Here is a 26,343-nt window from a genome sequence, read left to right as displayed (position 1 = left end):
AAAAAGGCTTGCCTGATACAAACCAGGCAGGCCCTTTTTGATGTGTCATTCCGATAATATCTTCAACTTTAGCTTTGATATCAAACCCTATGCATTCTGCGGAAGTAGTAGTGGTATAAGGTACTGCCGGAAAATATCCACAGGAGTCCGCTTCTTTTTAAATGTATCAGCCGTGAGGACAACTACCAAGTCATAGGACGGGACGACAATAATATATTGCCCACCAAAGCCTAGTGCGTAAAAATAGTCTATTTCCGTTCCAGTCTCTTCATCAGAAAAGGAAGAAGCCCACCAGTGACAGCCATAATATGCTTTTTGTGGTTTGGAGGCTGGAAGAAATGGACGAGTCGAATATCGGACGGTCTCCGTCTGGATGATCTGCCGTCCTTCCCAGCTTCCTTCGTTCAGATAAAGGCGTCCGAATTTGAGCATGTCCAGCGGTCTGAGATGCAGCCCGAAGCCTCCGGTGTGAGTGCCTTGCGGATCGGTTTCCCAATGATAGTTATCGATACCGAGCGGCTGGAATAATTGCTCCTCGGCAAATTCAGCAACGGCTTGTCCAGAGGCAGAACGCAGCAAGGTGGCCAAAAGTTGAGAACAGCCAGAGCTGTACTCCATTCGCGTACCTGGTAAATCCGATAATGGCTGTGAAAGCACAAATTGCACCCAATCGGACGTTTTGCTCATGGTAGGAAAAGAATTTTGTCCCCCAAATTCCGTCCAGTTAAAGCCAGCAGACATCGTCAGCAGGTGTTCAATCGTAATATCACGCTTTCGAGGGTCACTATCTTTGGCCAGCCGGGGGAAAAATTCGAGGATCGGTGTCTCTGGTTTGGGTACCAGTCGTTGATCCATAGCAATACTAACTAATGCGGAAATCACACTCTTGGTACAGGAATTTATTTTATAGAGTTGGTTGGCAATTTGAGGTTCACGGTAGTAATCCATGATCATGTTTCCCTGCTGCTCAATAAGACAGCTGCGGGTTTCCAACTCGTTAAGTACGTGAATAAGCGGTTTGAGCTCCAGACTTTTCATGCAGTTCCTCCTTGAGGCTTTTAGCATACCATTACATAGTATATCATTTTTAATCTTCCGAATCCGACAAGTACAAACGGATAATAGTTCTTATCTTTTACCTAATTTTTAATTTTTTTTGTTTTTTGATATTAAAAAACATATATATGTTCACTTAATAGACACAAATACATTTAAAAATCTATACACTTTTCCGCTTTCATTTAAAAAAACAGACCAATAAAACGATATATAGTAAGTTGAACATTTTATTTTGAAACAACTGGGGGACCAATTCATGAACTTAACAATTAAGGCCAAAATGATTCTCAGCGCGATACTGATCCCAAGTGTGATTGCTGCCATGCTGCTGACCAATTACATTTTAAGTATACATAGTGAGAACGAGTACAAAGATATTATGAATCGTGAAGAGACGATTGCGTATAACTCCAAGTCTCTTCAATTTTTATTAAACGGGATATCCAATGATGAGCGGGCATATTTGCTGACTCGTGACGAACAGTATGGGAACGAGATCGGAAACAAGCAGAGTGAAGTTGCAAAGTTGCTACAGGAGACAGAAGCTCTACTCAATACAGGTAATGAGGATACAAAGAAGAAGATGACTGATCTCAAAACAGGGATTAATACCTATATGAATCAGGTTCATAGTCTACTGACTACAGCGGGGTATAAGAGTACAAGAGATGATGCTTTCCCTCCATTTTCTGAATTGCTCGATGATTTTGAAAACGAACGGGTTTTGCGTAAGCAACTGGATACCAAGGTGGTAGCATTTGTCAAGGCGCAGGAAGATATGGTAACGGTGAAAATACAGCAGGCGCACCAAACGATGACGAATACAACTTTGATTACGAGCATTGTAGGGCTTTTGGTTATTATTTACAGCATTGCTCAATCTATCGTTTTGATTCGTTCGATTCGTCCATTACACCATATGAATGAGCAGTTGTTGCAAATGTCTCAAGGTGGAGGAGATTTGCGAAGTCGACTGGATATTACGTCCAAAGACGAAATCGGTATGATTGCGAGCTCCTACAACAAGCTTATTGAAGGGTTCCGCAGTATCATTGTGGATGCTCAGGATACGGCTCGTACATTAACGGTAACCGCAGAGCGTGTTAACGTCAGTACTGAGGAAATGAATCAGGCCAATCGTCATACCTCCGGTGTAATGGAAGAGCTTGCGACGGGCATGGAGCATCAGGTCGATGATATTACACAAACTACAGATACCATGAAAGAACTTGCCTACGAGCTGGAACAGATTGCTGCCACAAGCGAGCAGGTATATGAATTGTCTGATACCGCCGCTAAAGATGCAGAAGCAGGGGAACAATCGATAGGTCAGGCTATGCGTCAGATGGAGAAGGTAAGCGAAAGTGTAGACAGCTCTGCACGTGCTGTACGTTCACTTAGTGAACAGGCGGAGCAGATTGGCATGATCGGATCTGTTATTACCGGATTTGCCAAACAGACTGGAATGCTGGCGCTTAACGCATCCATTGAAGCGGCAAGAGCGGGAGAACAGGGCAAAGGATTTGCTGTTGTGGCCTCTGAGGTAAAAAGATTGTCCGAGCAGGTATCGGTTTCAGCAGCAGAAATCACACAGTTTGTGCAAAACATTCAGGAGCATGTTGGGCATGTCGCTTCCACCATGCAGTCTGGAACAGTTGAAGTGCAATCTGGCGTAAAGGTCATGCAATCCGCTGAAACTGCATTTCGCCAGATTGGAAGTTCCATTCAACAGGTCAGCGAGCAGATTCACAGTGTTAATCGGTCTGTAGAACAAATGTCCGATGGATCAGAGCGAATGGTGAAGGCGGCGGAACGCATACGTGAAGTAGCGGAGCAGACGGCAGGAGGAACCCAAAGCGTCAGTGCGGCGGCTGAAGAGCAACTGGCTTCTATGGAGGAAATTGCATCGTCCATTCACACTCTGGCGGATATGTCGCAATTGCTGAACGCAAGGGTCGGTGGTTTTAAAGTATAGTCGTATAAATTCCCACCAATGTAAACACAATAACATCTGTTGAACGAATCTGGACAGCTGTGTTATTACTTTTGCAAAGGTGGTAACGGGATGCAACAAAATAAAGGGAATCTGGTTGCATTAGGTTCCATCCCGCTGATGATGACGCTGGGTAATTCCATGCTGATTCCGGTTTTACCGGAAATCGGACGTAAGCTACATGTAAGCTCCTTTCGGATTAGCATGTTGATTACAGTGTATGCGGTGGTGGCCATTTTACTGATACCGATTGCTGGCTATCTATCCGACCGTTTTGGCCGTAAAGCGGTGATTGTTCCCTGTCTGATTCTGACTGTGATTGGAGGGGGCATTTCTGCGGTTGGAGCATGGCTGCTACATGACCTGGCAGCTTACTGGACCATTATTGCAGGTCGTCTACTTCAGGGCGCGGGAGCGGCGGGGGCTTTTCCTATAGTCATTCCACTTGTGGGCGATCTGTATGAGAACGAGGATGAAGCCAGCAAGAACCTGGGGGTAGTCGAGACCTACAACACATTCGGTAAAGTATTAAGTCCGATTCTTGGTGCTGCGCTGGGAGCTGTACTATGGTTTTTGCCATTGGCAGTGATTCCGGGCCTCTGTCTGATTTCGCTTATTTTGGTCATTTGGCTGATCCATGTACCCAAGCGTAAAAACCAACCGATTAGGTTTCGAGAATTTGTGGGGAATGTGAAGCAGGTGCTTGCCGAAAAGGGACGCTGGCTCTATGCTATTTTTGCTATGGGCGGTATTTGTATGTTCGTCATTTTTGGCGTCTTGTTCTACTTATCCGACATACTGGAAAGTCGTTACAACCTCCATGGCGTCTGGAAGGGCTTTGTGCTAGCCATACCGCTTATTTCCCTCTGTCTGTGCTCTTATTTAGGTGGCAAGGTTATTGGCAAGCACAAAAAGCGTATGAAATGGATCGGTTTCGGTGGTTTGGCCATATTGACGATCAGCTTTGCTATTCTCGGATTTTTTCAACATATTTATGCTGTGATTGGCCTGTTTACGCTAGGGGGCGGTGGTATTGGGCTCGCACTCCCTTGTTTGGATGCACTGATTACTAAGGGAATTGAAAAAGAAGAGCGCGGAACCATCACTTCCTTGTACAGCAGTATGCGCTTTGTCGGAGTATCTTTAGGCCCTCCGGTTGTATCCTTGCTGATCGGCAGCAGTGGGCATGGTCTGCTTTTTGGCGTCATGGCCGCAGTGGGGGGGATTGCGGCTCTGCTTATGCTATTTGCGGTCAAGCCAGAGCAGGATGAACCCGCAGGGGGCAAATCCAGTGATCGTAGCCATAAGACTGAGGGAATGACATACGTGTCTCGAGAAAAGCCTCTTTCTTCTAAGCTAAGACACAAAACTCCTGCGAAATATAAATAAATTGCAATTGAAAAAGCTTTGAAATAAAAAAAAGCACCCGTTTTCCATGTAAAGCCATGGTAACGGGTGCTTTTGATATTTGAGCAAATATAGATGGATACTCATTTTAAAGAATAGTCTTACCCCTCCAGAGGGACATTTGTTTTAGGCTTGCGGCTTGCGATAATCTGAATGACGTAAATCAGCAAGAACAGCACAACAAACAGCGACGAAAGACGATACATCCATGCATAATCACTGGCTTTGGCGATAACGCCAAGTATAAGTGCTCCGGCTGCGACTCCAAAATCGAGGGAATTGAGAAACATACCGTTTGCCATGCCCCTCTGTTTAGGTGACACGACCTGAATCATCCAGGTTTGCAAGGTTGGCTGCATAACACCAAACCCGATACCGTAGCAAAGAGCAGACAGATACATAAAGGCGTCACTGTGTGCGTAAGAAAGCAGAATCAGACCACCAATGAGAAACAGGGAACCAGGGATGAGCAGTGCCTTTGCCCCTTTTTTGTCATAAATACGGCCCGAGAAGGGGCGCACGATCAGTACAGATACCGCATTAAACAGGAAAAAGTAAGCCGGGTGCGCCAGATTAGCTTCATCTCCATAGAGCGCCATAAAACCGAGCAACCCGCCATATGTGATAGACATCAACATGTTCAACAAGGCGGGAATCCACAATTTACGGTTGAATGCCGGTTTGCGCCCTTCCTCCAAAGGGACCATAGGTGGTTCGACATGCCCCTTAGGCAGTGTGCGAATGAGCCAGTAGGCTAGAGGGAAAATGACAACAATGACAGCAGATGTCGAATAGGCAAGCAGGTTAAAACTGCCGTATTGCAGCATCGAAATACCGATGGTTGGCCCAATAGACATGGCTAAACTAGTGGACAGACTAAAAAATCCCATTCCTTCACCGAGACGTTTGGGAGGGATGACGTCAGTGACCATTGTTGGAAAGGCAGTGCTGCTCATACCAAAGCCAATCCCAAACAGCATACGCATGAGCAGGAGTACCGCAATTGTCGGTGAAACACTGTATCCCAGCGTTCCTGCTAATGCAAACAGCAGTCCAACGAAGATCAGGGCGCTGCGATGTCCTTTTTCCAGCATACGGGCAGAAAAAAGTCTTGCGACAATTGCACTTAATGCGAACAAAGTCGTAACAAGACTGACCTGCACGGAGGTAGCATGGAATGCATTTTTCACATAGGAAGGAATGGAAGATACAATCATCTGTAGTTCCAGAAACAAAAATAAATTGGAAACCGTAAGAACGATAAATTCCTTGGTCCAAAGAGGTTGCTTGCCTTGTTGCATATTAATCGTTCTCTCCTTGTTTTTCTGATTCAGTCATGTTGGTATGAATTTGTAAAAGCGTTTGGCGGAATTGCTTCAGATCTGCAGAGGAAATACCTTTTACAAAATCGTGGTTGGCATCTCGTTCGACGGGGAGAGTCTCCTTCACAAGCTGTCGGCCTGCTTCAGTCAAATGAAGCAAATAAGCCCGGCGATCCTGTGGGCTGTTCACACGCTGTACCCAGCCCTTCTTGTCCAACAAATCAATAATACGAGTCGTGGTGGGCTGGTCCTTTACAGCCTTAGCTGCAATTTCTTTCTGATTTAAACCCTCGGCCTGATAGATTTGGTACAGAACCGACCATTGCTCTGGGGAAATATCATAAGGTTTAAGCCGATGCGAGAGCTGTTGACTCATTTTGCGATGGGTGATTCCAAGCAACATCCCAATAGAGCAATCGGGAGGCAAATTATTCATATGACACTCCTTTCTAATTTTCCGCACAGGATACTTTGAAATTAATTAGTTGTTATAACAATTATATGGACAACAAGTTGTTTTGTCAAAAGAAGTTGTGCAGCGTTTTGTAAACATACATTCCTTTTCCACTTTACTTTTACTTGTCTATGCGGGAAAAAGAGCAAAAAAACAGCCCGTAAAAAACGGGCTGTTCGGGTTTTAGTACAATATAGTTTGCCATGACTGGCGAATTAAGCTTTAGGTACGGTTTCCCAATCCTTAAGGAAACGTTCGATACCGCTGTCTGTCAGTGGGTGTTTCCACAGGGAAGGAAGCAGGGAACCCGGAATGGTGGCGATATGTGCACCAGACAGAGCAGCATCTTCTACATGCTTAATGTTGCGGATGGAAGCAGCGATGATTTCGGATTTCAAACCATGAATGTCCAAAATTTGTCTCAGATCACGGATCAGCTTCATGCCGTCAACGGCGATATCATCCAGACGTCCCACAAACGGGCTGATAAAAGTAGCACCAGCTTTGGCTGCCATCAAACCTTGAGCTGCGGAGAAAATCAATGTTACATTCGTTTTGATTCCGTTCTTGGTCAGCTCGTTACAAGCGTACAAACCGTCTTCGGTCATAGGAAGCTTGATCACCACGTTAGGTGCCCACTTTGCGATGTCATAAGCTTCTGCGAGCATATCTTCAGCTTTCAGGCCAATTACCTCAGCACTTACGGGACCCTCAACGATACTGCAAATCTCCTGAATGACTTCCTTGAACACTCGACCTTCCTTAGCGATCAGGGAAGGGTTCGTTGTTACACCATCAACCAGACCCAAACGTTCAATACGTTTGATTTCTTCAATGTTACCAGTATCCAAGAAAAATTTCATTTGATTTTCCTCCTCAGGGTTATATAGTACATAATACATATCATATGGCGTACATTAGCTCATTTAAATGTAGCATATTGCACACGTTAAACTTATAATTAGTATGTATTACATTTTTAATTGTGACACATTTTAAATTTGAAAACAAGCGGTCTTTGATTAAAATTTGATGAATTGTCGAAACATGCTGAAATTGACCGACCTAAGCTCATTAATAATGTATACTACCCCATTCCATAAGGAGGTAATCATTATTCAACTGTCAGAAAGACAGCGGGAAATTGTAGATATTGTCCAGCGTCTGGCGCCTGTTACAGGGGATAAAATTGCTGAAGAGCTGGGACTATCGCGGCCGACTTTGCGTTCTGACCTTGCTTTGCTCGTTATGCTCGGGCTTGTAGATGCCAAACCAAAGGTGGGTTACTTGCCAGGGCGTTATCCAAACTATGATAGCCATATTGGCAGTATGCTCAAAAAGCTGACTGTGGCAGATATACTGAGTGACCCGATTTTGATATCAGGTGATGCTACCGCCTATGATGCGGTGTTAATGCTATTTCAGCAAAATACAGGCACGCTGATGGTCACGGGGGAGGAGCAGGAGCTCATTGGTATTGTTACCCGCAAGGATTTGCTGAAGGTCATGCTGGGACATACTGATCTTCACACTGTCCCGGTGACCATGGCTATGACTCGCCGGGCCCAAATGACGACGCTTGCTCCAGGAGATTCTTTACTGGAAGCAATATCGAGACTGATCCGGCATCAGATTAATTGTCTTCCTGTTTTGGACGAGCCATGTACCTCCTCGGCTCCAATTCAGGGGCTAGTAGGGCGGGTTACGAAAACGGATATTATGAACGCCATTCTGAATTTGACGGAAGAAAAGACCTAAAACATGAATAAGGGGGCCTTATATGTACTGGTTGGCCATGCTGACGATGCTGATTGACCATGTCGGACTTGTGTTTTTTCCGACAGATCCGGCTTGGAGAATTGCCGGCAGGCTTGCTTTTCCAATCTACGCGTACGCCCTCTATATGGGCTATACCCGTACCCGAAATATGCGGAGTTACATGCTTCGCCTGCTAGGGCTGGCCTTGATCTCCCAGGTGCCCTATATGCTGGCGTTTGATGTGTATAGACCCAATGTGATCTGGACGCTACTGGCGTCGTTACTCGCGCTGGCTGCTGCATCTCGCATGAAGCATTGGGTGGCTGTATCGGGTCTGTACGTCCTCACAGCCCTGTTCATGGAGCTCAGCCAGATGGATTACGGAGCCTATGGTCTGCTGCTTGTTCTCATCTATCGATACACCCGTTCATATCTGATGATTGCTGCCCATTTTGTTTTGAATGTTGTGTATGATATGGTACACCATGCGAATATTCAGCACTTTAGTCTGCTGTCCAGTATTCTGATTGTATGTTTTGCCACAGGGGAGAGCGGATTTTATCGTCGGGTACCGCGTTGGTTGTGGTGCAGCTTTTATCCCGTACATCTGGCTGTTATTGCGCTAATTCGTATCTGGCCCTGAACTCGAATCCATACAACAAAAGAACCTTTACAACCACGACTTATAGTGGTTGTAAAGGTTCTTTTTATCCTAAATATACTATGCTGTTCAGGATACTTTGTTGGGACCTTGGGCAAAAGGAAGTGGGCGAAGTGGAGCCCCTTCTTTCATATATTGCACCAATACTTCGGGAATATTGTGTATTCCTCCTGCATTGACGCGATAGCCGTTCGTTTGCCCTGGTGAGTTAATTCCTCGTTTCACCGTAAACGTAACGTCAATTCCCAAGGAGCGGCAAATTTCCAACGTCTCCTTGGTATACCCACCATAAGGGAAGGCCAGCACATTCTGATCATTGTGTAGATGTTTAAACAGCTTCTTGTCAGCCATGTCCAAATCGGTATAAACCCGCTGTTTGAACTCGTCCTCGGTTTCCATTCGCCCCAGCTTTTTCGAATACACCGGACCCATCAGAAGTGGTTTTTGTTTGGTGCGCTTTGTGTTGGAGTATCCGTAAGCATGCTGGTCATTGGTATGATTGTAAAAATCAATGCCCTCTGCATGCATCTGATGAATTTGATCCCATGTCAGCTTTGGTATACCAATATGTTTAGGATTGCTGATTGTGGATGTAATGAGAAAATTGGTAGCCGGAACATGATACTTCTTCAACACGGGAAAAGTATCCGTATAAAAGGATTCATATCCGTCGTCAAATGTCATAAGGACCGCATTAGCGGGAACCTTGCCTTTATGTAAAATAAAATCCGTATACTCTTTCATGGTGATCCAATGGAAGCCATTTGCTTTCATTTCGTCCAATTGTTTCGTTAAATTACTAAGCTTGAGAGCACCGGGATCAGGTGGAGTCTTGGTTACTTCATGATACATCAGGACAATTACTTTGTTTTGGTAATATACCTTATCTGGCGTAGGCGTCAGTGAAAATAAATGGCGTACCAGTCGATCTGCATTAGCAGTGCGTGTACGATGAGTTCCTTTGACTACAGGTGTGTGATAAATGTTACGTGCTTCATGCACCAAAATCCCGAGAATAGCTACCAAGCTTATGATGAGCAATGTTCTTTTTAAAAAAGTGTGTTTCATTGAATGACATCCCCCGCATGCAAAAAATTCTGAAAGTATAGAGGTTTATACTAAATATGAAACTAGCAAAATCTAGTCTATCATACCGAAAACACGCGGGGGAAATATCACAACTTTGTTACCTCTGTGTTGCTTGTACAGATACCGAAGATGAGGCCGGGAAGTAACCGATCTCGACCGCATGCTGGATCATATTGCGAATAAACTCCAGGTTGGTTACCGGACACTGTACGCCAGCTTGTTCCAGCAGAGCTGTGGTTACAGAGCAGCCGTAACGGTAAGCTGAATCCTTGGCACCATCACCTTCGAGTTGTCCCATAGCAAGGTGAAGTGCATCTTCCTGAATGCCAGAAGACGGATTCAGCAGCCAAGCGCTGTAATCGTCAAAAGGCAGCGTTTCTACTGCGTAACCAAGCTGGTTTACCATAGCGATCAGTTCATCATATGGCAGTGGGTTCGGATTACAGATATGGAAAATGCGGTTCGCACTTTTTTGTTTGACGGACAGTTCTACGATAGCACGGCTGGCGTAATCAATTGGTGTAAAGTCTGTATGCCAATCGGCTTGTGGAGCTTTGCCCAGCAGCAGCATCGCCTTCATCATACGATAATAAGCATTGCTATCGATATTACGTTGGAAGCGTCCGTTGGCCGAATGGGCTGTCAAATTACCCGCACGGTAGATCGAGACAGGTGTACCTGCTTGAGCTGCTTGGAACAATAACTTCTCTGCCGCAAGTTTACTGTTCGTGTACAGGTTGTCCACGTTCAGTTCATCTGGGAAGGCAGAGAACTCTAATGTCGATTCCCATTTTCCTTCGTTTGCAAGATCCTCAGGTATTCCCATGGTGGAAACATGATGGAAGGAGACTCCTGGCTTAGCTTGAGCGATTTTTAGCAGTTCCAGTGTTCCGGTCACATTCGTGCGATCGAAGGTTGCCGAATCACCAAAATGGCGAACGTCAGCGGCGCTGTGAATGATACCGTCGATGTGGTGCTCTAGCATATGGCGATCGACAGAAGAGAGACCCAGATCCGCTTGCTCTAAATCGCCATAGACAGCCTTGACCCGTCCTTCCATCAAGCTGGAGATATCTTGACCAAAATATCCTGTCAATACGGATTGAATACGCTCAAAGCCAGATGGACCGTCCTGAGAAGGGCGTACCATTGCGTATACTTTGGCTTCTGTCTGGTGGAGCAGGTCATACAGAATGTGTGAACCCAGATATCCTGTGGCTCCGGTTAACAAAATCACGCGCAAGTCGCGGATTTCAGCTAAATCTGAAGCGCCAGGCAACTCAATAGGATGTTCATTCAAATCTGTTTTTTCCCGAGAAATCGCGAGTGACTTGCGCTGCGGCGCTTGTTCTGTACCTAATTGCTCCACGTATTCAGCAAGCTCACGAACAGTTTTGTAGCGGAAGAAGTCTCCAATACGCAGCGCGCCATAACGCGGCTTCAAAATAGCCAGCACATGAATGACACGAAGCGAATCGCCTCCGATCAGGAAGAAATCATCAGTCGCGCCAATGTTATGTTTACCAAGCACTTGTGTCCATGCTTCGGCAATGAGTGTTTCAGTTCCTTCACGGAGAGGTTCTCCGCCGGACGTAAGATCAGACACTTCAGGAAGTGGGCGCAGAGCCAACTTTTTACGATCGATCTTGCCAGTTGGTGAAATAGGCATAGCTTCCAGGTGAATGACATGGGTTGGTACAAAATAGGAAGGCAGCTTGCCTCCAATATAAGACTGTATAACGTCCTGTGGAATGGACTGTCCGTCCGAAGTGGTGAAATAGCCCACTAACATGTTCTGATCTGTGTGATCCTTGACGGCGACAACAGCTACGTCCTGAACACCTGGATGTTTGGAGAAATGGTCTTCAATTTCTCCTATTTCAATCCGGTTCCCCCGAATTTTGAGCTGCGAGTCCTTCCGGCTTACGTATTCAATCGTACCGTCTGGCAGCAGCTTGGCAATATCACCTGAACGGTACATTTTTTCACCTGGGACAAAAGGATTGTCCACGAACGATTGGGCTGTACGCTCCGGCTGATGGAGATAGCCGTGGGCCAACGCAGGCGTAGCAATACATACTTCACCCGGAATATTGACTGGGCAAAGCTTGTTATCGTCGTTAACGATGTACACTTTGTAATTGTAAATCGGCTTGCCGATCGGGATATTAACGACATGTTCAGGGACGGCACCGCGGACCCGATGGGTCGTCGTCGCTACGGTGCATTCGGTTGGTCCGTATACGTTGACGATGTCTGTGTCTGTACCGAATTTGCTTTGGAACGCCCGAACTTGTGAGCCATACAGCGCTTCGCCTGCCACGGTAACAATCCGAACATTTGCGAGCTTGCGATAACCTTCGTCTGACAAGTACGTCGATAGCTGATTAAAGAATACAGTTGGCAAAATGGTAATAATCGTCGTGCCCGTACGTTCGATGGCTTCAGCGAATTCTTCCACAGATACGCGCTCTTCGGAAGACAGCAAGTACAATTTTGCACCGTAAAACAAGGCTCCAATCGTATCCCATACAGAAGCATCGAAGCTATAGGTGGCGAATTGGGTCAATACATCCTGAGGCGTAATGTCACAATCGCGTTGTACGACAGCTCCTAGGTTAACGACACCGCGGTGAGCGATCAGGGCACCTTTTGGTTTGCCTGTAGAACCGGAGGTGTAGATGACATAAGCTAGATCATCTGGACTTACTTCAATGTTTGGATTGCTTGCTGCATAACCTGCCAGTGGTCCGTCAATAGCTAATATTTCTTTTACGGTTTCAATGGACCCGCATAGTTCAGCCGCTTGTTGGGTGAGTGCGGAAGTTGTTAAGACAAATGGAGAACGCGTGTCCTCGACAATGTAGCTACTCCGGTCAGCAGGGTGAGCGGGATCAACAGGAACGTACACGCCTCCGGCTTTTAGGATGCCGAGCAGGGAAATAACGGTCTCCAAGCTTCGTTCCATGAAGATGGTCACGAATTCACCTTTGGTGAGACCTTTGGATAACAAAACACGTGCGACTTGGTTAGCACGCTCGTTCAATTCACGGTACGTATACTCCCCAGTATGGGAAGCAATAGCTGGACGATCAGGGTACTGGGAAGCCGCTTCTTCAAACATTCCGTGAATCGTCTGATGCTCAGGATATTTTACGACGGTATCATTTAAAGCTTCGTGAGCAGCTCGATCTGCGTCCGATAATATGTCAATGGAATTTACAAGTGCATGGCTGTTGTTGAGCGCGCCTCGCAGAAGGGTTGCAAAGTATTCTGCGTAGCGAATCACCGTTGTTTCCAGCAAGAGTGATTGATCATACCGAATCTGTAATTGATAAGTGCCATTGTTATCACGAACAGCCCAGTCCATAATACGGGATTCTACACCGCTGTCTGTAGGAAGTGTTGTTGAAAATGAAGTATCAGCTTGCGGTTCTGCCAGGAATGCATTAGGCTCACGGAGCATCTCCTGAAATAAGCTTGCCAGTTCATGAAAAGTCGTTTCCTTTTCAACTGTCAACGATGCTGTAAGCAGACCGGATTGAGGCACAAAAGTAGAGAAAGAAACTTCTTCCTCTGCGGATAGACGATATAACCATGCAGTATACGCTGATAAGAGCACTGCTTGTTTGTCTTCCGCAGTGTTTTGTTGATTCAGTTGTTCCGAGATGGATGTTTCTAACTCTACTTGATAAGTAGAGGATGTATACTTGCGCTGTATACGTGCAAAATCCAAGGGAACTAGGAATGGGGATGGAGCTGTCTGTGTGCTGTTTTGTAGTAATGAAGCCATTACGCTAACCTCCTGAATGTTTGATGTTTCAATATAAGTGATGAAGCTAATAAATGCCTCCGATCCCTTCAAATGGATGAACAGGAGGGAGGCATCACCGAACGACTTACTTATGAAATATGCATTGAAATCGATAAATGGATATTATGATTTGGTACGGTTTGTGTCTGCAATTTTGAAATAAGATGTAATTTCTTGAAGCTCTTCAGACATGGACGTCAACTTATGGGATGACTCAATGATAGAATCCAAAGAGGCTTTTTGTTCCTCTACCGTTTGCATAATGTGAACACTGTTATTGGCTGTTTTGGTTACGGTGGAGGAAAGATCGTCTGCTGTCGCGGTCATTTCCTGTGTCCCCGCAGATATTTGCTCAGTAGCACTGGATACTTCTTGGATTTGCCATGCTAGATTTTTAGTTGCTTGAAGAATATCATTGAACAACTCGCCTGCTTGTCCAGCAACGACGATACCGTTTTGAACTTCAACGTTCCCTTGCTCCATCGAATTCACAGCTTGTCCGATTTCACTTTGAATTTCTTCAATCAGAGACGTAATTTGTTTAGTTGCCTCCGCAGATTGTTCTGCCAGCTTACGTACTTCATTGGCCACAACGGCAAAGCCTTTACCTTCTTCACCGACACGCGCAGCTTCAATAGAAGCGTTCAGGGCGAGCAGGTTCGTTTGGCTAGAAATTCCTGAAATGGTGCTAATGATATTGCCAATTTCCTGTGAACGGCTGTCCAGCAACTTGATGATACGGGAAGTATTCGTTACTGAATCGGTAATCAAATGCATTTGGGATGATACCTTATCTACAATCTCGTTACCTTCATTCGAACGCTTCTCTACCGAATTGGCTTCTTCCGCCACATTGGAAGAACTTGTAGCAATATTTTGAATGACTGATGCCATTTCAGCCATAGCTCGTGCACTATCGCCTGTCGCTTTTTCCTGTGAACGGATATTATCCGTAATTTCATTGATATTTTGGTTGATGATGTTGGAATTGATTCCGTTTTGCTCACAGATTGCGAGTAATTCCTTCGCAGATTCATTGACTTCATCAGTAGTCTGCTTCACTTTGGTCATAATGCTGTTAATATGGCTTACCATATCGTTGAAGTTCTGATTCACGAGCCCCAAGTCATCTTGGCCAGCATGAATTTGAACATCCAGATTTCCTCTGCTTACTTCACTGATACCGTACATCAGTTGCTTAATCGGAGATAGTGTGCGTTTTACTACCCAATATTGAAGCGCCAGGCAGATCAGTAGGAATATCACCAAAATGGTGGCGCCGCTAATGAGCAGCTTGGTCAATCCGGCAGGTACAGCACCGGCATCAGCATCGACAGCAAAATAGGCAAAGATTTTGCCACTAGGATCTTTAATCGGCGTCATCAAAGTCGTCCATGTACCAAAAGAGTCATCGTAAAAACTGGTGAATGTAGGTTTGCCGGAGTCCAGCATGCTAGTTACGCCTACAGCTACGACATTGGGTTGCTCGTACATAGCGCCGACACCCATTTTATCTTTCTCAAATGATTCTCTCAGATCTGTTGGCATGGCGACAATGGATGTCTGATTGCCATTTTCCAGCTCTGTTCCGAAAATATAGGCGTGAGAGATATTCGGGTTCGTTGCCATGATGTTATCTAGATAGGTACGAAGTTTAGTTTGAATGGGTCCATCATAATTTTTTTCTTGAACCGCTTGGGATACTTCATCGGAATTAATGCCCTGCGCCCACTTCAATGTGATTTTTTCCACTTGCCCATGCAATTGGTCAATCAAAATCGTACGTTGGATCAAATAGCTAGACACAATAAGGACTAGCCCGATCAATACGATATTGAAGAAGGATAATAATAAGTTTTTGGTGAAGAATGATAAGCTACTCCACTTTTTCAAAATGTTCCACTCCCTGGTAGTATTTTTGTATATGGTGTTGAACCGCTTATCGAATGAGATAATCAAGTCCCCCTTACAAACACAATAAATAGAGATAATTGACCCTTGATTTTTTAGAAATAGGTCTTAAGTCTTTTTCAGACAAGTATGATATCCCTATATATATGTCGTACAAAAAGCTCATGAAATGAATACCTAACGCAATAAAAAATTAATTTTTAATAGGTAAAGGTTGTGTGTATTTCAGTATTTTCCAATTTATACTCCTGCTTGAAATTCGAGTTCATTTCAGTCCATAAGCAACTATTCAACAGAAACCATCATACTTTATAATAGAGTCAAATGCACTTATCAATTTGGGACATTTTTCATATTTGAAGCCGCGAATGCTTGATTTATCGCGGTTTTCGTGATTTGTTCGCGAAATGAGTCCATGTATCTATGTATAGAGAAGAGGGATGAGAAAAGTGTCGAGGTTTACGATTTTAAAGGTTGAGAGCGATCATGCGGATCTGCATCATTTGATTCGCAGGCTGGATGAAGACTTGTTGGAGAGGTATCCTGCCGATCAAATTTACTTGGTTGATTTTTCCAACCCGAAAGTTAAAAATATGATTTTCGCTGTTGTGTATATGGATGAAAAACCAGTTGCTTGCGGAGGGCTTAGGCCTATAGATGCGGAAGAGATGGAGCTTAAAAGATTTTATGTTGATTCCTCTTATCGCAGACAAGGAATTGCAGTTAGCCTATTATCTTTTCTGGAAGAGGAAGCCAGAAAGCGGGGAGTAGTAAGGATTAATCTAGAGACTGGAGCAGCTCAACCTGAAGCAATTGCCTTCTATACCAAGCAGGGATACGAACCTATTGAACGATTTGGGGAGTATGAACACGATGAAAATAGTCTTTGTTATGGTAAAAAGCTGTCTCTGTCTTTATAAAGCGTTCTCATATAAAATAGATGTTGATCAACACTAGCCTATATAGCGGGAGAGATGATAATGAATTTGAAGCAAAAAGCGGCCGAAAAAGCAGTTGAGGCGATTCAGGAAGGTATGAAAGTAGGACTTGGTACAGGCTCGACAGCCTATTGGGCTATTCAAAAAATCGGAGAGCGTGTGGCACAAGGATTACATATACAGGCTGTAGCTACATCCCAAGCCTCGGAGGATCAGGCCAGGGAGCTGGGAATTCCCATCATTCCGTTTGATCAGATTGGGAGGCTTGACGTTACCATTGACGGTGCAGATGAGGTGAATGAGCAACTGGTATTGGTAAAAGGTGGAGGCGGTGCTCTGCTGAGAGAGAAAATTGTGGAAAGCAATACCGATCGATTAATCATTATTGTGGATGAGTCCAAGGATGTGAAGGTACTGGGCGCATTCCCTTTGCCGGTCGAGGTGGTGCCTTTTGCCAGTGAATGGACGTTAGAGGCTCTGCGGCAGACAGGCTGTAAAGCGGAATGGCGTATGAAAGACGGCGAGCGCTTCCTTACGGATAACGGAAATTATATTGCCGATTGCCGCTATGGTACAATCGAGAACCCGCAGGAACTGGAAATTCGCTTGAATCAGATTCCGGGTGTAGTCGATAATGGACTGTTCATTAACATGGCGGATCAAGTTATTATCGCACGAGCTAATGGACAAATTGACGTACGGAATAAATAATGTCTGGTAACCGTCTGTTTTATAATGTAGCATTCGTGTTATTGATATTATATACAGGGCTTCTATTATATTGGATGTTTCTCGGTTTTGGTCGCACGCTGCGTCCAGGACCTCCGTATTCATATAATGTTGTTCCCTTGGATACGATCGGGCGATACTGGCGGGCCATGCATTCTTCCCCTTTTCGGGTATGGGGTGTTAATTTGCTTGGGAATATTGGTGTGTTCATTCCCTTCGGTATTCTTTTGCCGATCATTTGGGTATCTATGCGAAGGGTAGGCAGGCTGCTGTTAGTGGTGGTGGCCGCATTGGTCATTCTCGAAGTAACCCAAATGCTGCTGGGCGCAGGTACGATGGATGTGGATGACATCATACTGAATGTACTGGGAGTATTATGCGGACGTGTTGCCTACGTATTTTTACGTAAGAAATTAAGAATTGAATCATAATCGCCCTGCTCTCGATATCAGTATTTAATGACTGGTCGAGGGCAGGCTTTTTTACATAATGAACGGCAACTTTCGCATAATAGATGGTAATTCCTTCAATACAGACTGTAAAAGCAGGAAGGGAAGCGCTTAAACTTGACAAAAGTACGCAATTAAGATATCTTGGAATAAAGATATGAGTAACGGAGGCTGTTAATATGTCTGTAAAACCAGATGATCAGGACTTAGCGCTTAATTTGTTCGTTGTTCTGGCTCGTGCCTATAATTCGGTCACGTCTCGCACGAATCGGGACATTCATAGTCATGGATTAAATACAACTGAATTTGGTGTGCTTGACCTTTTGTATTATCGCGGACCGCAGCCTTTGCAGAAGATTGGAGAAAAGGTACTGATCTCCAGCGGGAATATTACGTATGTGGTGGATAAACTCCAGAAAAAAAACCTGCTTACCCGCCGTGCGTCACAAGATGATCGGCGTGTAATTTATGCAGAATTAACTGATGATGGACGTCATTTTTTTGAGCAAATATTCCCGCAGCATCATCGTGTTATTATGGAGACTGTGGATGGCTTATCCGTGGAAGAGAAGGAGCAGGCTATTCATCTGCTAAAAAAGCTTGGACTAACAGCTGAGGGACAGAAGAGTAACGGATCATAAGTGTTGCATTTTCTGGTTAAATCAGCTTTAAGATAAAATACCGACTTTTCGGTATTTTATTTTTTTGTCTAATTTTGGGCAGTGGGGACGCAAATCAGGTATAATTGTCTAATAGTCTCGATCTGAGGTCATCCCTAGAACCTGTTTCATATACAAATACCTTGTCGGGGAAGGAGCTGTACATGAGTATACAGCAATATACCGCAGGTGAGTCGCTATTGATGCAAGCAGGAGATTTGGCTGAGCTAGTTACCCACAAACAATACGAATTACAGCCAGATCTTTTGGAGCGCTTTGGGGACAACGGTAAAATAAAGACAAAACAGGACTCTTTATATAGTTTGAACTATTTAGCTGAAAGTGTAATCGTGAGCAGTCCTATTTTATTTACGTATTATGTTTCCTGGTTAAAGAGACTTTTAGAAGGTTTCGGCATAACCCAAGAAGATTTGATCATCAATTTTCAATTAATTCGGGAGACATTGGTAGAGCACTTTCATCACAGGGAAAAAACGGTGGTGCTGGAGCATTTGGAATTGGGGATACAGCAAATTGGGAAGAAAGAGGAGTACGCCTCTTTTATTACAGATGATAATCCCTATGCTGCCGATGTGGCTCAATATTTGGAATATTTACTGTTTGGTAATCGCAGACAGGCTTTGGATTGGATCATCCATTTGCTAGATGAAGGTATGTCTATTCAACATACTTATAAATATATTTTTCAAATTTCGCAATATGAAATAGGTCGTCTGTGGCATGAAGGCAAAATTACGGTTGGTCAAGAACATTTTTGTACTGCCGCGACTCAGTTTATTATTTCCAGTCTGTATCCCAGATGGATAGGTGCTGGAAATAAGGGACGCAGCCTCGTAGCAGCATGTGTAGGCAGCGAGCAGCATGAAATAGGTCTGCGTATGCTGGCTGATATCTTCGAGATGGATGGCTGGGATACGTACTATTTAGGTGCCAATGTACCTGATCGGAGTCTGCTTCAGGCCATTGTGAGCTACAACGCAGATGTGGTGGCTATCTCAGCTACCATGGCTTACCATGTCCATCTGGTGAAAAAGCTGATTACTGTGATCCGCCAAAATACAACTACAAGTCATGTGAAAATTATGGTCGGTGGATTGCCCTTTAATCTTGATTCACACTTATGGCAGGAAGTGGGAGCCGATGGATATGCACCAGGTGCGGAGGAAGCGCTGGAGGTAGCAGAGGACATACTTTCGCTCAAGAGATAATGTTAGTGTTGGCAACCCGTAAGTCATTTTGTAAAGGGGGCCTTTTAATATGAAGGAACCGACAGCAGAAATGGCTGTCCTGCGGAGAACGGTCGAACAATTAACGGATGAGGTTCTGAAAAGCAAGGCTGAGGAAGAAAAGCTGCTGAATGAATTTTCAGCAATGAACAACGAACTGGTCAATCTGCAGCGTCAGCTTGCCAAAAGCAATGCGGAATTAAAGCGGACAAAGGAAGAAGCGATAAGGGCTAATGACCTGAAGAGCACTTTTCTCGCCGTGGTTAGTCATGAATTTAGAACGCCAATGAACGGAATTTTGGGGATGATCGAAATGTTAGCTTCATCCAAACTATCTCCAGATCAGCGGCAGGCCATCGGTGTGATACGTGAGTCGGCCTCTCTGCTACTAAACATGATTAATAATCTGCTCGATATATCCAAAGTAGAAGCAGGACAGATGGAGTTAGAGATCGGAAATGTCAGAGTTCAGGCGATTATGAGCCATGTTGCCCAGTTGTTGGAGCCGCAAATTTATCAGATGGGCAACCAGTTGAGTATAGAGACTGATCGAGCCGTGGCAGAGCATCTCGAAGGAGATTCGGCAAGGATTATGCAGATCTTGCTTAATCTGTTGAACAATGCAAATAAATTTACAAGCGAAGGGAACCTTGTTGTTCGGACAAAATTGGTTGAGGAAACTAAAGATTCCCAACGTGTTCGTTTTGAGGTGCAGGATTCGGGCATCGGGATTTCAGCGGAGGATCAGGACAAGCTGTTTCAGCCTTATGTGCAAGCTGGTGAAGGCAGCGCCTCCCAATATGGAGGAACGGGACTGGGGCTGTGGATATGCAGCTCATTTGTGAAACTTATGCAGGGAGAGATTGGGGTCGTTAGCGAAGAAGGCCAAGGCTCCACGTTCTGGTTTGAAATTCCCTTCAGGAAGGTATCAGGACAGGCAGTTGAAATAGAAGAACATGAAAATGGTGAATTGACGGTACGTAGCGAGTTGCTTCGTGAGCATAGTCATTCTCAAGCTATTTTGGTAGCAGAGGATAATCGGGTGAATCGTCAAGTAGTGCAATTACAGCTTAACCACCTGGGATTTCAGCATATTGACTTTGTCGAGGATGGACAAGCTGCAGTAAGAGCGGCCTCCGAACGATCCTACGCCTGCATTCTAATGGATCATCATATGCCTTTGCTAAATGGTCATGATGCGGCGAAAGCGATCCGCCAGTGGGAAGCAGAAAACCAACAGCCGCCTGTGCCGATCATTTCTTTGACCGGAAATGTGTCCGAGGAAGACCAGGCTCGTGGGCGGGTGATTGGTGTGAACGATTACTTGATGAAGCCAGTGACGATTGAAAATCTCTCAGAAAAGCTGGCCAAATGGCTACCCATTCCGGAATCTGAGCCTATTTTGGATGAGGATGTTATTCGTGAGATCATGCTGCTGGACGAGGATGGTAGCACGGGATTACTTGAGTCATTGGTCGAAATGTATACCAGTGATACACCTGCCAAAATCAACAAGTTAAAAGAACTGGTTGCTGCGGGCGAAGCCACAAAAGTAGTAGAGGCTGCTCATGAGTTGAAATCAGGCAGCGTGAGTCTGGGTGTCGGGCGTTTGTCCAAATTGCTGTCTGATATTGAACAGCTTGCACGGGAGAACCGACTTGAGAATGTACAAGGGAAGTTGTCTGCGCTCCAGTCTGTCTATCAGACAACGTGTTTAGAACTGGAACGTTATATTCACCAGTCGAGACTGTCTCCCCCTTGTTAGACTTGTACCTAGAAGGAGGACCTAAAATATATATATGAAAGAACAGCTGCGTTCCATTCACCCGCTGGCCTGGACAATTATAGCGGGTACGATTTTTGGTCGGATGGCGACCTCTATGAGCATCCCATTTTTGTCTATTTATCTGACCACCCGTCTGGGGGTCACCCCCTTTCATACGGGGGTGATCGTATCGGTCAGCTCGCTGGTTGGCATTTTTGCCAGCTTTTACGGTGGATATATTTCAGATCGGATCGGACGACGTAAGGTCATGCTGGTATCCATTGCGAGTTGGGCGCTTGTATTTGTCGCTTTTGCGTTGGCAGAAGCGGCTTGGGCCTTTTTTGTCATTAATGCTCTGAATGGACTGTGCAGATCCTTGTTCGAGCCAACTTCGCGGGCGCTATTATCCGATGTAACCCCCAAGGAGAAGAGATTGCTTGTCTATAACATGAGATATGCGGCGATTAATGTTGGTGTGGTGGCAGGACCGCTGCTTGGTTTGATGTTGGGATCGGCATCTACAGGTACGCCGTTCATGGTAGCCGCTGGTGTGTATGCTCTGTACGGGGTACTGCTGTTGATCCAGTTTACTCGGTATGCATCGGATCTGCATGTAGGCACAACAGCGGGAGAGGCTCCGCTGCGGATAGGCGAGGCGTTCCGAACAGCCAGTAGGGATCCCATATTTATGCCGATTCTGTTGGGAACTGTATTCTGCGTAATGGGCTATGCCCATTCCAATTCGACAATGCCTCAATTTTTATCGTTGTCCTTCGAGGAAGGTACCCGGTGGTTTACATACATGCTAACGGTCAACGCGGTTTGCGTATTGGCTTTTCAGTATCCACTGGTGCGGCTGGCAAGCCGCTTTTCTCCAGTGAATTCCTTAATAGCAGGGAATATATGTATTGCGGTCAGCTTGCTGCTGTGCGGTATGCTAAACTCAGGCTGGATGTTTATACTGGATATGGTGCTGTTTACAATAGGCGAAGTATTATTGTTCACGATGCTGGACGTACTGATTGATCAAATTGCTGATGCTCAATATAAAGGGACCTACTTCGGTACGATCGGCTTTAATAATTTGGGTAGTGTACTGGCTCCTTTATTTGGTGGCTGGTTGCTGGATGTCTATGGTCAAACGGCACCGCTTGCCGTGTTTGTTCCGGTTGCACTGTCGGTTGTGATCGGTATTCCCTTCCTGCTGGTCGCACGCCGCCGTTTGGCGCAGCGTACAGCCCGATTCGCGGCTCAAGGAGCAGAGTCTGTGCAGCAACTGTCATCATAAAAAAAGGGGGCTGAGTACAGGATGAAGTCGGAAGAAAATGTGCTACGAATCATACAATATATGAATGATCCACAGGTCTTGGAAGACTTGCGCTATGTGCGAGAGCTGAAGCTTCCGCAAGGTTGTATAGCCGCGGGCTATGTACGCAACCGTGTGTGGGACAAGCTACATGGTTATACAACAGCTACACCACTAAACGATATCGATGTTATTTATTTTGACCCCAAAAATACGCTAGAGGAACGAGATGAATTTCTGGAGCAGTCCTTGAATCGTAAACAGGCGGGACGCAACTGGTCTGTCAAAAATCAAGCTCGGATGCATATTCGCAATGGGGAAGCTCCGTATTCCTCGATAGAGGATGCGATGAGTCGCTGGCCAGAGACGGCAACTGCTGTAGCCATTCGATTGAATGCCAAGGATCAAATGGAGGTCATTTGTCCGCATGGGCTGGAAGATCTGCTGGATATGCGGGTACGTCAAAGCCCATTGTTCCGTCACACTACGGCTTTTCGTCAGCGTGTATTTGAAAAACAGTGGCTAGATAACTGGCCGTTGCTTATTGTGGAAAATTAAAGTGTAATCTCATTTCAGATTGTAAGGAGAGACGACTAACGATGTTTAAAAATATAAAACCAGATTCAGCTCGTGAGGAGGTGCTGGAGCTGCTTACCTACGCCGTGCTAGATCATCCTGAACGCGGAGAGGCAGCTTTGCGTGCTTATCAAGCCTCGGATGAATGGAAGTTGTTCGGTGTGGAAGATGAAGGACTTATTGTAGGTGTTGTCGGTTTTGAGGAGCGGGAGGATGGAACGATTGTGCTCCATCATCTGGCTGTATTGCCTGAAAATCGTCATAGAGGCTACGGCAGAGGGATGTTGCTTACACTTATTAAGGAGCGTAGCCCGAAGCGACTTATGGTGGATACAGATGCGGAGGGGGCAGATTTCTTCCGCAACGTGGGGTTTGCTGTATATGGATCAGAGGATTTGCCAGATGGTGGGCAATTTCATTGTGTATATGAAATAGACGAAGAATAAGCGAATCTCCGGGTCCCGCTTCCTTTTTTTCTACATAATATATGTTATGTCGGAGGGAGGTGGGGTTCATTGGCGTATCACTACACAGCGATTGGAGATTCTTTAACGACAGGTGCAGGGACGTTGCTAGGTGGCGGCTTTGTACCTGTCTATCGGCAAATGGCAGAAAGATATCTCCGTACACCAGTCAGTTACGAGAATCTGGGAATCAACGGACTGACATCGCAGGAGCTGCTGTCTATGGTTCGCAACAATCCGCTTTTTCGGTCAGCAATCAATCGGGCTGAACTCATAACGGTGACGATCGGCGGCAATGATCTACGTCCATATATCAGTACACTTGCTGGAGGCCCAGGCTCTTCAGGTTCTTCCATTCCACAAGCACTGAATCATACCAAAGAACATGTACGCCAAATTGTACATGCCCTGTATCAAATAAAGTCCGGTCAGCGTGAGCCATTTATCATCCGAATGGTGGGATTATATAATCCTTTTCCAGGGATAAGAGAGGCGGGAGTATATGTACGCCAATTCAACTCGTTTCTCTATACATTGGGTGGACCCAATTACCGGGTAGCGAACATTTATCCCGCGTTCGAAGGCAATGAACGGGCATTGCTTTCGCTGGACCGGATACATCCGAATAGCCGTGGTTATCGTGTGATTGCGGAAGAACTGAGTCGACTTGGTTATGCGCCGTTACGATGAGTGTGAGCGGATGCTTCGGATCGGACAAAGTATATGAAAGAAAGAGGCTTATGATGGCAGTAGGAACTGACCATCATAAGCCTCTTTTTTTGCGTTTCAGTGTGCGGTTTAGCCGATTAATTTACGGAATAAGCTACGAGCAGCCCACTTGCGCTCACTTCGTTTGCGGTATTTGGGCAGAGAACGATAGACAGCAATGGATTGGTTAAATGCAGCGCTGGCTTCATCCTTGCGTCCCAGCATACGGTACATTAGGCCTGTCAGATAATAGCCCTCACTAGAAGAAGATTGGATCTCCTGAAATTGCTGTAGATAGTGTAGTGACTTATTTACGTCACGTTCCTTGAAAGCAGCGGCTAAATGCAAATAGGGTTCACCGTATTGCACTCGCGGGTTAATGTCCAGTGCCTTGAGTAAATGCTGTTCTCCATCCTCCAGATGGGTTGTGTGTACCTCAGCCGTACCCCGCGCGTTCCAATAGTCTGCTGAATCTTCATATCGGGATTGAATTTCCAATAGTAGCTCCAAAGCCTGCGAGTATTTCTTGCTTTCGAGCCAAATTCGAGCCAAATCAAACTTGGCAGCCACATTGTTAGTGTTTAACGCAATCTGTTGACGCAATCGTGCTGCATTGCGTCTTCTTTTCCACGGTTTGCTGATGCTGGGCAATACACCGACAAAGTTGCGATCCAATATATAGATCAAGATTAAGAGTACGAGCATTGCCAAAAACGGGTTACCGAGCAAACTCCACAGTAGAGAGAAAATCAAAAATTTCCCAATCATTCTGCTCCAATCCTCCTGTATATGTAGCTATCCATACTTTCCATATTATAGCATAGGTGCGCTTTAAGGGGCATTAGCATGATGAGATTTCGAAGAATGATAGCTTTCTATGTGGGTGGGGGAATGGTAGAGTATACATCGTTTAGATTGATGCTTGTGAAAATTCGTATGTACAAAAACTCCTCCTTGTATGGAGGAGCATGAGAAATATCAGTATTACATTGAGTCACTGAAGACAACTTGGGAATATGCAGATGAGTTAGTTGCATTGGCCCATCCTATTTTTTTTATTCCCGCCAAAAGGTTGAACAGTCGGCCTTATCCAAAATATTAAACTCGATCATTTTCTCAAGTAATGCGAAATCAACTGGACTATCCCACTGGATACGTACCAACTGCTTGGTGTGATTATAGCCAGCCTGCACAATTAACTCAGAAAAATGATGAATCCCTGCCTTTTCAGGGGCAACGGCTAGATGATGTTTGGCTACGCTAAAGCCAATAATAAATGTGCCGTGATCCGTAAACATAGGCTGTTTCCACGCAATTTTTGGCCTTAAATTTGGAAACTTCTTGATTACCCAAGCTAAAACCTCTTCCGTTCGGGCTTGATGTTGCGGGTTATCAATATGCGCTAAATATTCTGCAAAAGCTTCCATGTAAGTTCCCTCCTAAAATCAAAATTGTATCGTTCAGAGGAATTCCTCAACAAGAATAGAGTACAAATATGAATCATGAAACTCGCCTTTGTAGTACCAGTGTTCTCGCATTATACCTTCACGTTGCATTCCGATCTGTTGCATAACCTTCTCAGAAGCTTTATTTTCTGGACGACATGTTGCATAAATACGATGGACATCAAGTGTACTAAATCCAAATCCTAGCAGGGTTCGTGCTGCTTCTGTTGCATAACCCTTTCCTTGATAATCTGGGTTTAAAATATAACCCACTTCTGCATTAGTATCTTTGACATGAATACCAACACCGCCGATCAGAATTCCAGTGTTTTTCAGACATATAGCTAGTTCGTAGTCTTGTCGTGGCTTTTCCTGCTGTGAGACTAGAACTTGTTCTATATATGCCTTTGTATCTTCTTCTGTATTGGGTCCCCATGCTGTGTGCCTAGTAACTTGGGGCAATGACGTGTAGGTATGTATACTTCCCCAATCGGATCTGCAAATATCACGAATGATGAGCCGATCTGTTTCAAATTGCATAACGATTCCTCCTGTCCATCATTAGCATACATATTCGTGTTTTCTGCAC

Annotated in this window: 24 protein-coding genes; 14 read left to right on the top strand and 10 right to left on the bottom strand. The window is 45.1% G+C overall.

The annotated features are described in order from the left end of the window. Positions 1-87: 87 nt before the first annotated feature. Positions 88-1,038: a serine hydrolase domain-containing protein gene (locus C400_RS0101710; RefSeq protein WP_017425781.1), complete on the bottom strand. Its 951-nt coding sequence runs from the start codon at positions 1,036-1,038 to the stop codon at positions 88-90. A gap of 277 nt (positions 1,039-1,315) precedes the next feature. Here C400_RS0101710 and C400_RS0101705 point away from each other — a divergent pair, with 277 nt between their 5' ends. Then, positions 1,316-3,034 carry a methyl-accepting chemotaxis protein gene (locus C400_RS0101705; RefSeq protein WP_017425780.1) on the top strand — a complete coding sequence of 573 codons (1,719 nt, stop codon included), beginning with the start codon at positions 1,316-1,318 and terminating at the stop codon, positions 3,032-3,034. Positions 3,035-3,124: 90 nt separating this feature from the next. After that, a complete protein-coding gene (locus C400_RS0101700) occupies positions 3,125-4,441 on the top strand; it encodes an MFS transporter (protein ID WP_016819206.1) in 1,317 nt (438 codons plus the stop codon). A 119-nt stretch (positions 4,442-4,560) separates the two neighbouring features. Here the strand turns inward: C400_RS0101700 and C400_RS0101695 are convergent, their stop codons facing one another. The 3 genes from C400_RS0101695 to fsa form a co-directional block, all read right to left on the bottom strand. Next, complete coding sequence (locus C400_RS0101695) at positions 4,561-5,760, bottom strand: MFS transporter (protein ID WP_016819207.1); 1,200 nt, start codon at positions 5,758-5,760, stop codon at positions 4,561-4,563. 1 nt (position 5,761) lies between these two features. Further along, a complete protein-coding gene (locus tag C400_RS0101690) occupies positions 5,762-6,217 on the bottom strand; it encodes a MarR family winged helix-turn-helix transcriptional regulator (protein WP_016819208.1) in 456 nt (151 codons plus the stop codon). Between the two features lie 233 nt (positions 6,218-6,450). After that, the gene (fsa, locus tag C400_RS0101685; RefSeq protein ID WP_013370592.1) at positions 6,451-7,098 is read right to left on the bottom strand and encodes a fructose-6-phosphate aldolase; all 648 of its coding nucleotides are present in this window, start codon (positions 7,096-7,098) and stop codon (positions 6,451-6,453) included. Positions 7,099-7,282: 184 nt separating this feature from the next. Between fsa and C400_RS0101680 the strand changes: the two genes are divergently transcribed. Next, positions 7,283-7,993 carry a CBS domain-containing protein gene (locus tag C400_RS0101680; RefSeq protein ID WP_017425779.1) on the top strand — a complete coding sequence of 237 codons (711 nt, stop codon included), beginning with the start codon at positions 7,283-7,285 and terminating at the stop codon, positions 7,991-7,993. Positions 7,994-8,015: 22 nt separating this feature from the next. After that, a complete protein-coding gene (locus C400_RS0101675) occupies positions 8,016-8,636 on the top strand; it encodes a TraX family protein (protein WP_017425778.1) in 621 nt (206 codons plus the stop codon). Between the two features lie 87 nt (positions 8,637-8,723). Here the strand turns inward: C400_RS0101675 and C400_RS0101670 are convergent, their stop codons facing one another. From C400_RS0101670 to C400_RS0101660, 3 genes are all read right to left on the bottom strand, one after another. Next, positions 8,724-9,722, bottom strand: a complete 999-nt coding sequence (locus C400_RS0101670; protein WP_017425777.1) for a polysaccharide deacetylase family protein — start codon at positions 9,720-9,722, stop codon at positions 8,724-8,726. A 118-nt stretch (positions 9,723-9,840) separates the two neighbouring features. Further along, entirely contained in the window at positions 9,841-13,536 is a 3,696-nt protein-coding gene (locus tag C400_RS0101665) for a non-ribosomal peptide synthetase family protein (protein WP_017425776.1), read from the bottom strand. A 144-nt stretch (positions 13,537-13,680) separates the two neighbouring features. Continuing rightward, positions 13,681-15,450, bottom strand: coding sequence for a methyl-accepting chemotaxis protein (locus C400_RS0101660; RefSeq protein ID WP_016819213.1), 1,770 nt, complete (start codon positions 15,448-15,450; stop codon positions 13,681-13,683). Between the two features lie 467 nt (positions 15,451-15,917). Between C400_RS0101660 and C400_RS0101655 the strand changes: the two genes are divergently transcribed. The 10 genes from C400_RS0101655 to C400_RS0101610 all read left to right on the top strand — a co-directional run bounded on the left by C400_RS0101655 (position 15,918) and on the right by C400_RS0101610 (position 24,291). Continuing rightward, positions 15,918-16,388, top strand: coding sequence for a GNAT family N-acetyltransferase (locus C400_RS0101655; RefSeq protein WP_017425775.1), 471 nt, complete (start codon positions 15,918-15,920; stop codon positions 16,386-16,388). A 60-nt stretch (positions 16,389-16,448) separates the two neighbouring features. Further along, positions 16,449-17,117 carry a ribose-5-phosphate isomerase RpiA gene (gene rpiA, locus C400_RS0101650; protein WP_016819237.1) on the top strand — a complete coding sequence of 223 codons (669 nt, stop codon included), beginning with the start codon at positions 16,449-16,451 and terminating at the stop codon, positions 17,115-17,117. After that, positions 17,117-17,566, top strand: a complete 450-nt coding sequence (locus C400_RS0101645; protein WP_017425774.1) for a VanZ family protein — start codon at positions 17,117-17,119, stop codon at positions 17,564-17,566. Before rpiA ends, C400_RS0101645 begins: the two co-directional genes overlap by 1 nt. 197 nt (positions 17,567-17,763) lie before the next feature. Beyond that, positions 17,764-18,225, top strand: a complete 462-nt coding sequence (locus tag C400_RS0101640; RefSeq protein ID WP_013309820.1) for a MarR family winged helix-turn-helix transcriptional regulator — start codon at positions 17,764-17,766, stop codon at positions 18,223-18,225. A 182-nt stretch (positions 18,226-18,407) separates the two neighbouring features. Further along, entirely contained in the window at positions 18,408-19,472 is a 1,065-nt protein-coding gene (locus tag C400_RS0101635) for a cobalamin B12-binding domain-containing protein (RefSeq protein WP_017425773.1), read from the top strand. Positions 19,473-19,521: 49 nt separating this feature from the next. Further along, the gene (locus tag C400_RS0101630) at positions 19,522-21,255 is read left to right on the top strand and encodes an ATP-binding protein (protein ID WP_017425772.1); all 1,734 of its coding nucleotides are present in this window, start codon (positions 19,522-19,524) and stop codon (positions 21,253-21,255) included. Positions 21,256-21,289: 34 nt separating this feature from the next. Next, positions 21,290-22,543 (top strand): MDR family MFS transporter, encoded by a 1,254-nt coding sequence (locus tag C400_RS0101625; RefSeq protein ID WP_017425771.1) that lies wholly within the window; start codon positions 21,290-21,292, stop codon positions 22,541-22,543. Between the two features lie 21 nt (positions 22,544-22,564). Further along, positions 22,565-23,119 carry a nucleotidyltransferase family protein gene (locus C400_RS0101620; RefSeq protein ID WP_017425770.1) on the top strand — a complete coding sequence of 185 codons (555 nt, stop codon included), beginning with the start codon at positions 22,565-22,567 and terminating at the stop codon, positions 23,117-23,119. Positions 23,120-23,160: 41 nt separating this feature from the next. Beyond that, positions 23,161-23,583: a GNAT family N-acetyltransferase gene (locus C400_RS0101615; protein ID WP_017425769.1), complete on the top strand. Its 423-nt coding sequence runs from the start codon at positions 23,161-23,163 to the stop codon at positions 23,581-23,583. 69 nt (positions 23,584-23,652) lie between these two features. Next, entirely contained in the window at positions 23,653-24,291 is a 639-nt protein-coding gene (locus C400_RS0101610) for a GDSL-type esterase/lipase family protein (protein WP_017425768.1), read from the top strand. A 108-nt stretch (positions 24,292-24,399) separates the two neighbouring features. Here the strand turns inward: C400_RS0101610 and C400_RS0101605 are convergent, their stop codons facing one another. The 3 genes from C400_RS0101605 to C400_RS0101595 all read right to left on the bottom strand — a co-directional run bounded on the left by C400_RS0101605 (position 24,400) and on the right by C400_RS0101595 (position 26,294). Beyond that, a complete protein-coding gene (locus tag C400_RS0101605) occupies positions 24,400-25,077 on the bottom strand; it encodes a tetratricopeptide repeat protein (RefSeq protein WP_017425767.1) in 678 nt (225 codons plus the stop codon). Positions 25,078-25,364: 287 nt separating this feature from the next. Beyond that, positions 25,365-25,736, bottom strand: a complete 372-nt coding sequence (locus C400_RS0101600) for an iron chaperone (protein WP_016819247.1) — start codon at positions 25,734-25,736, stop codon at positions 25,365-25,367. A gap of 33 nt (positions 25,737-25,769) precedes the next feature. After that, complete coding sequence (locus C400_RS0101595; protein ID WP_017425766.1) at positions 25,770-26,294, bottom strand: GNAT family N-acetyltransferase; 525 nt, start codon at positions 26,292-26,294, stop codon at positions 25,770-25,772. Positions 26,295-26,343 lie beyond the last annotated feature (49 nt).

Source organism: Paenibacillus sp. ICGEB2008, assembly GCF_000307675.1.
GTDB lineage: Bacteria > Bacillota > Bacilli > Paenibacillales > Paenibacillaceae > Paenibacillus > Paenibacillus polymyxa.
The sequence above is the reverse complement of the archived record's forward strand: the minus strand, read 5'-3'. Positions and strand labels throughout refer to the sequence as shown.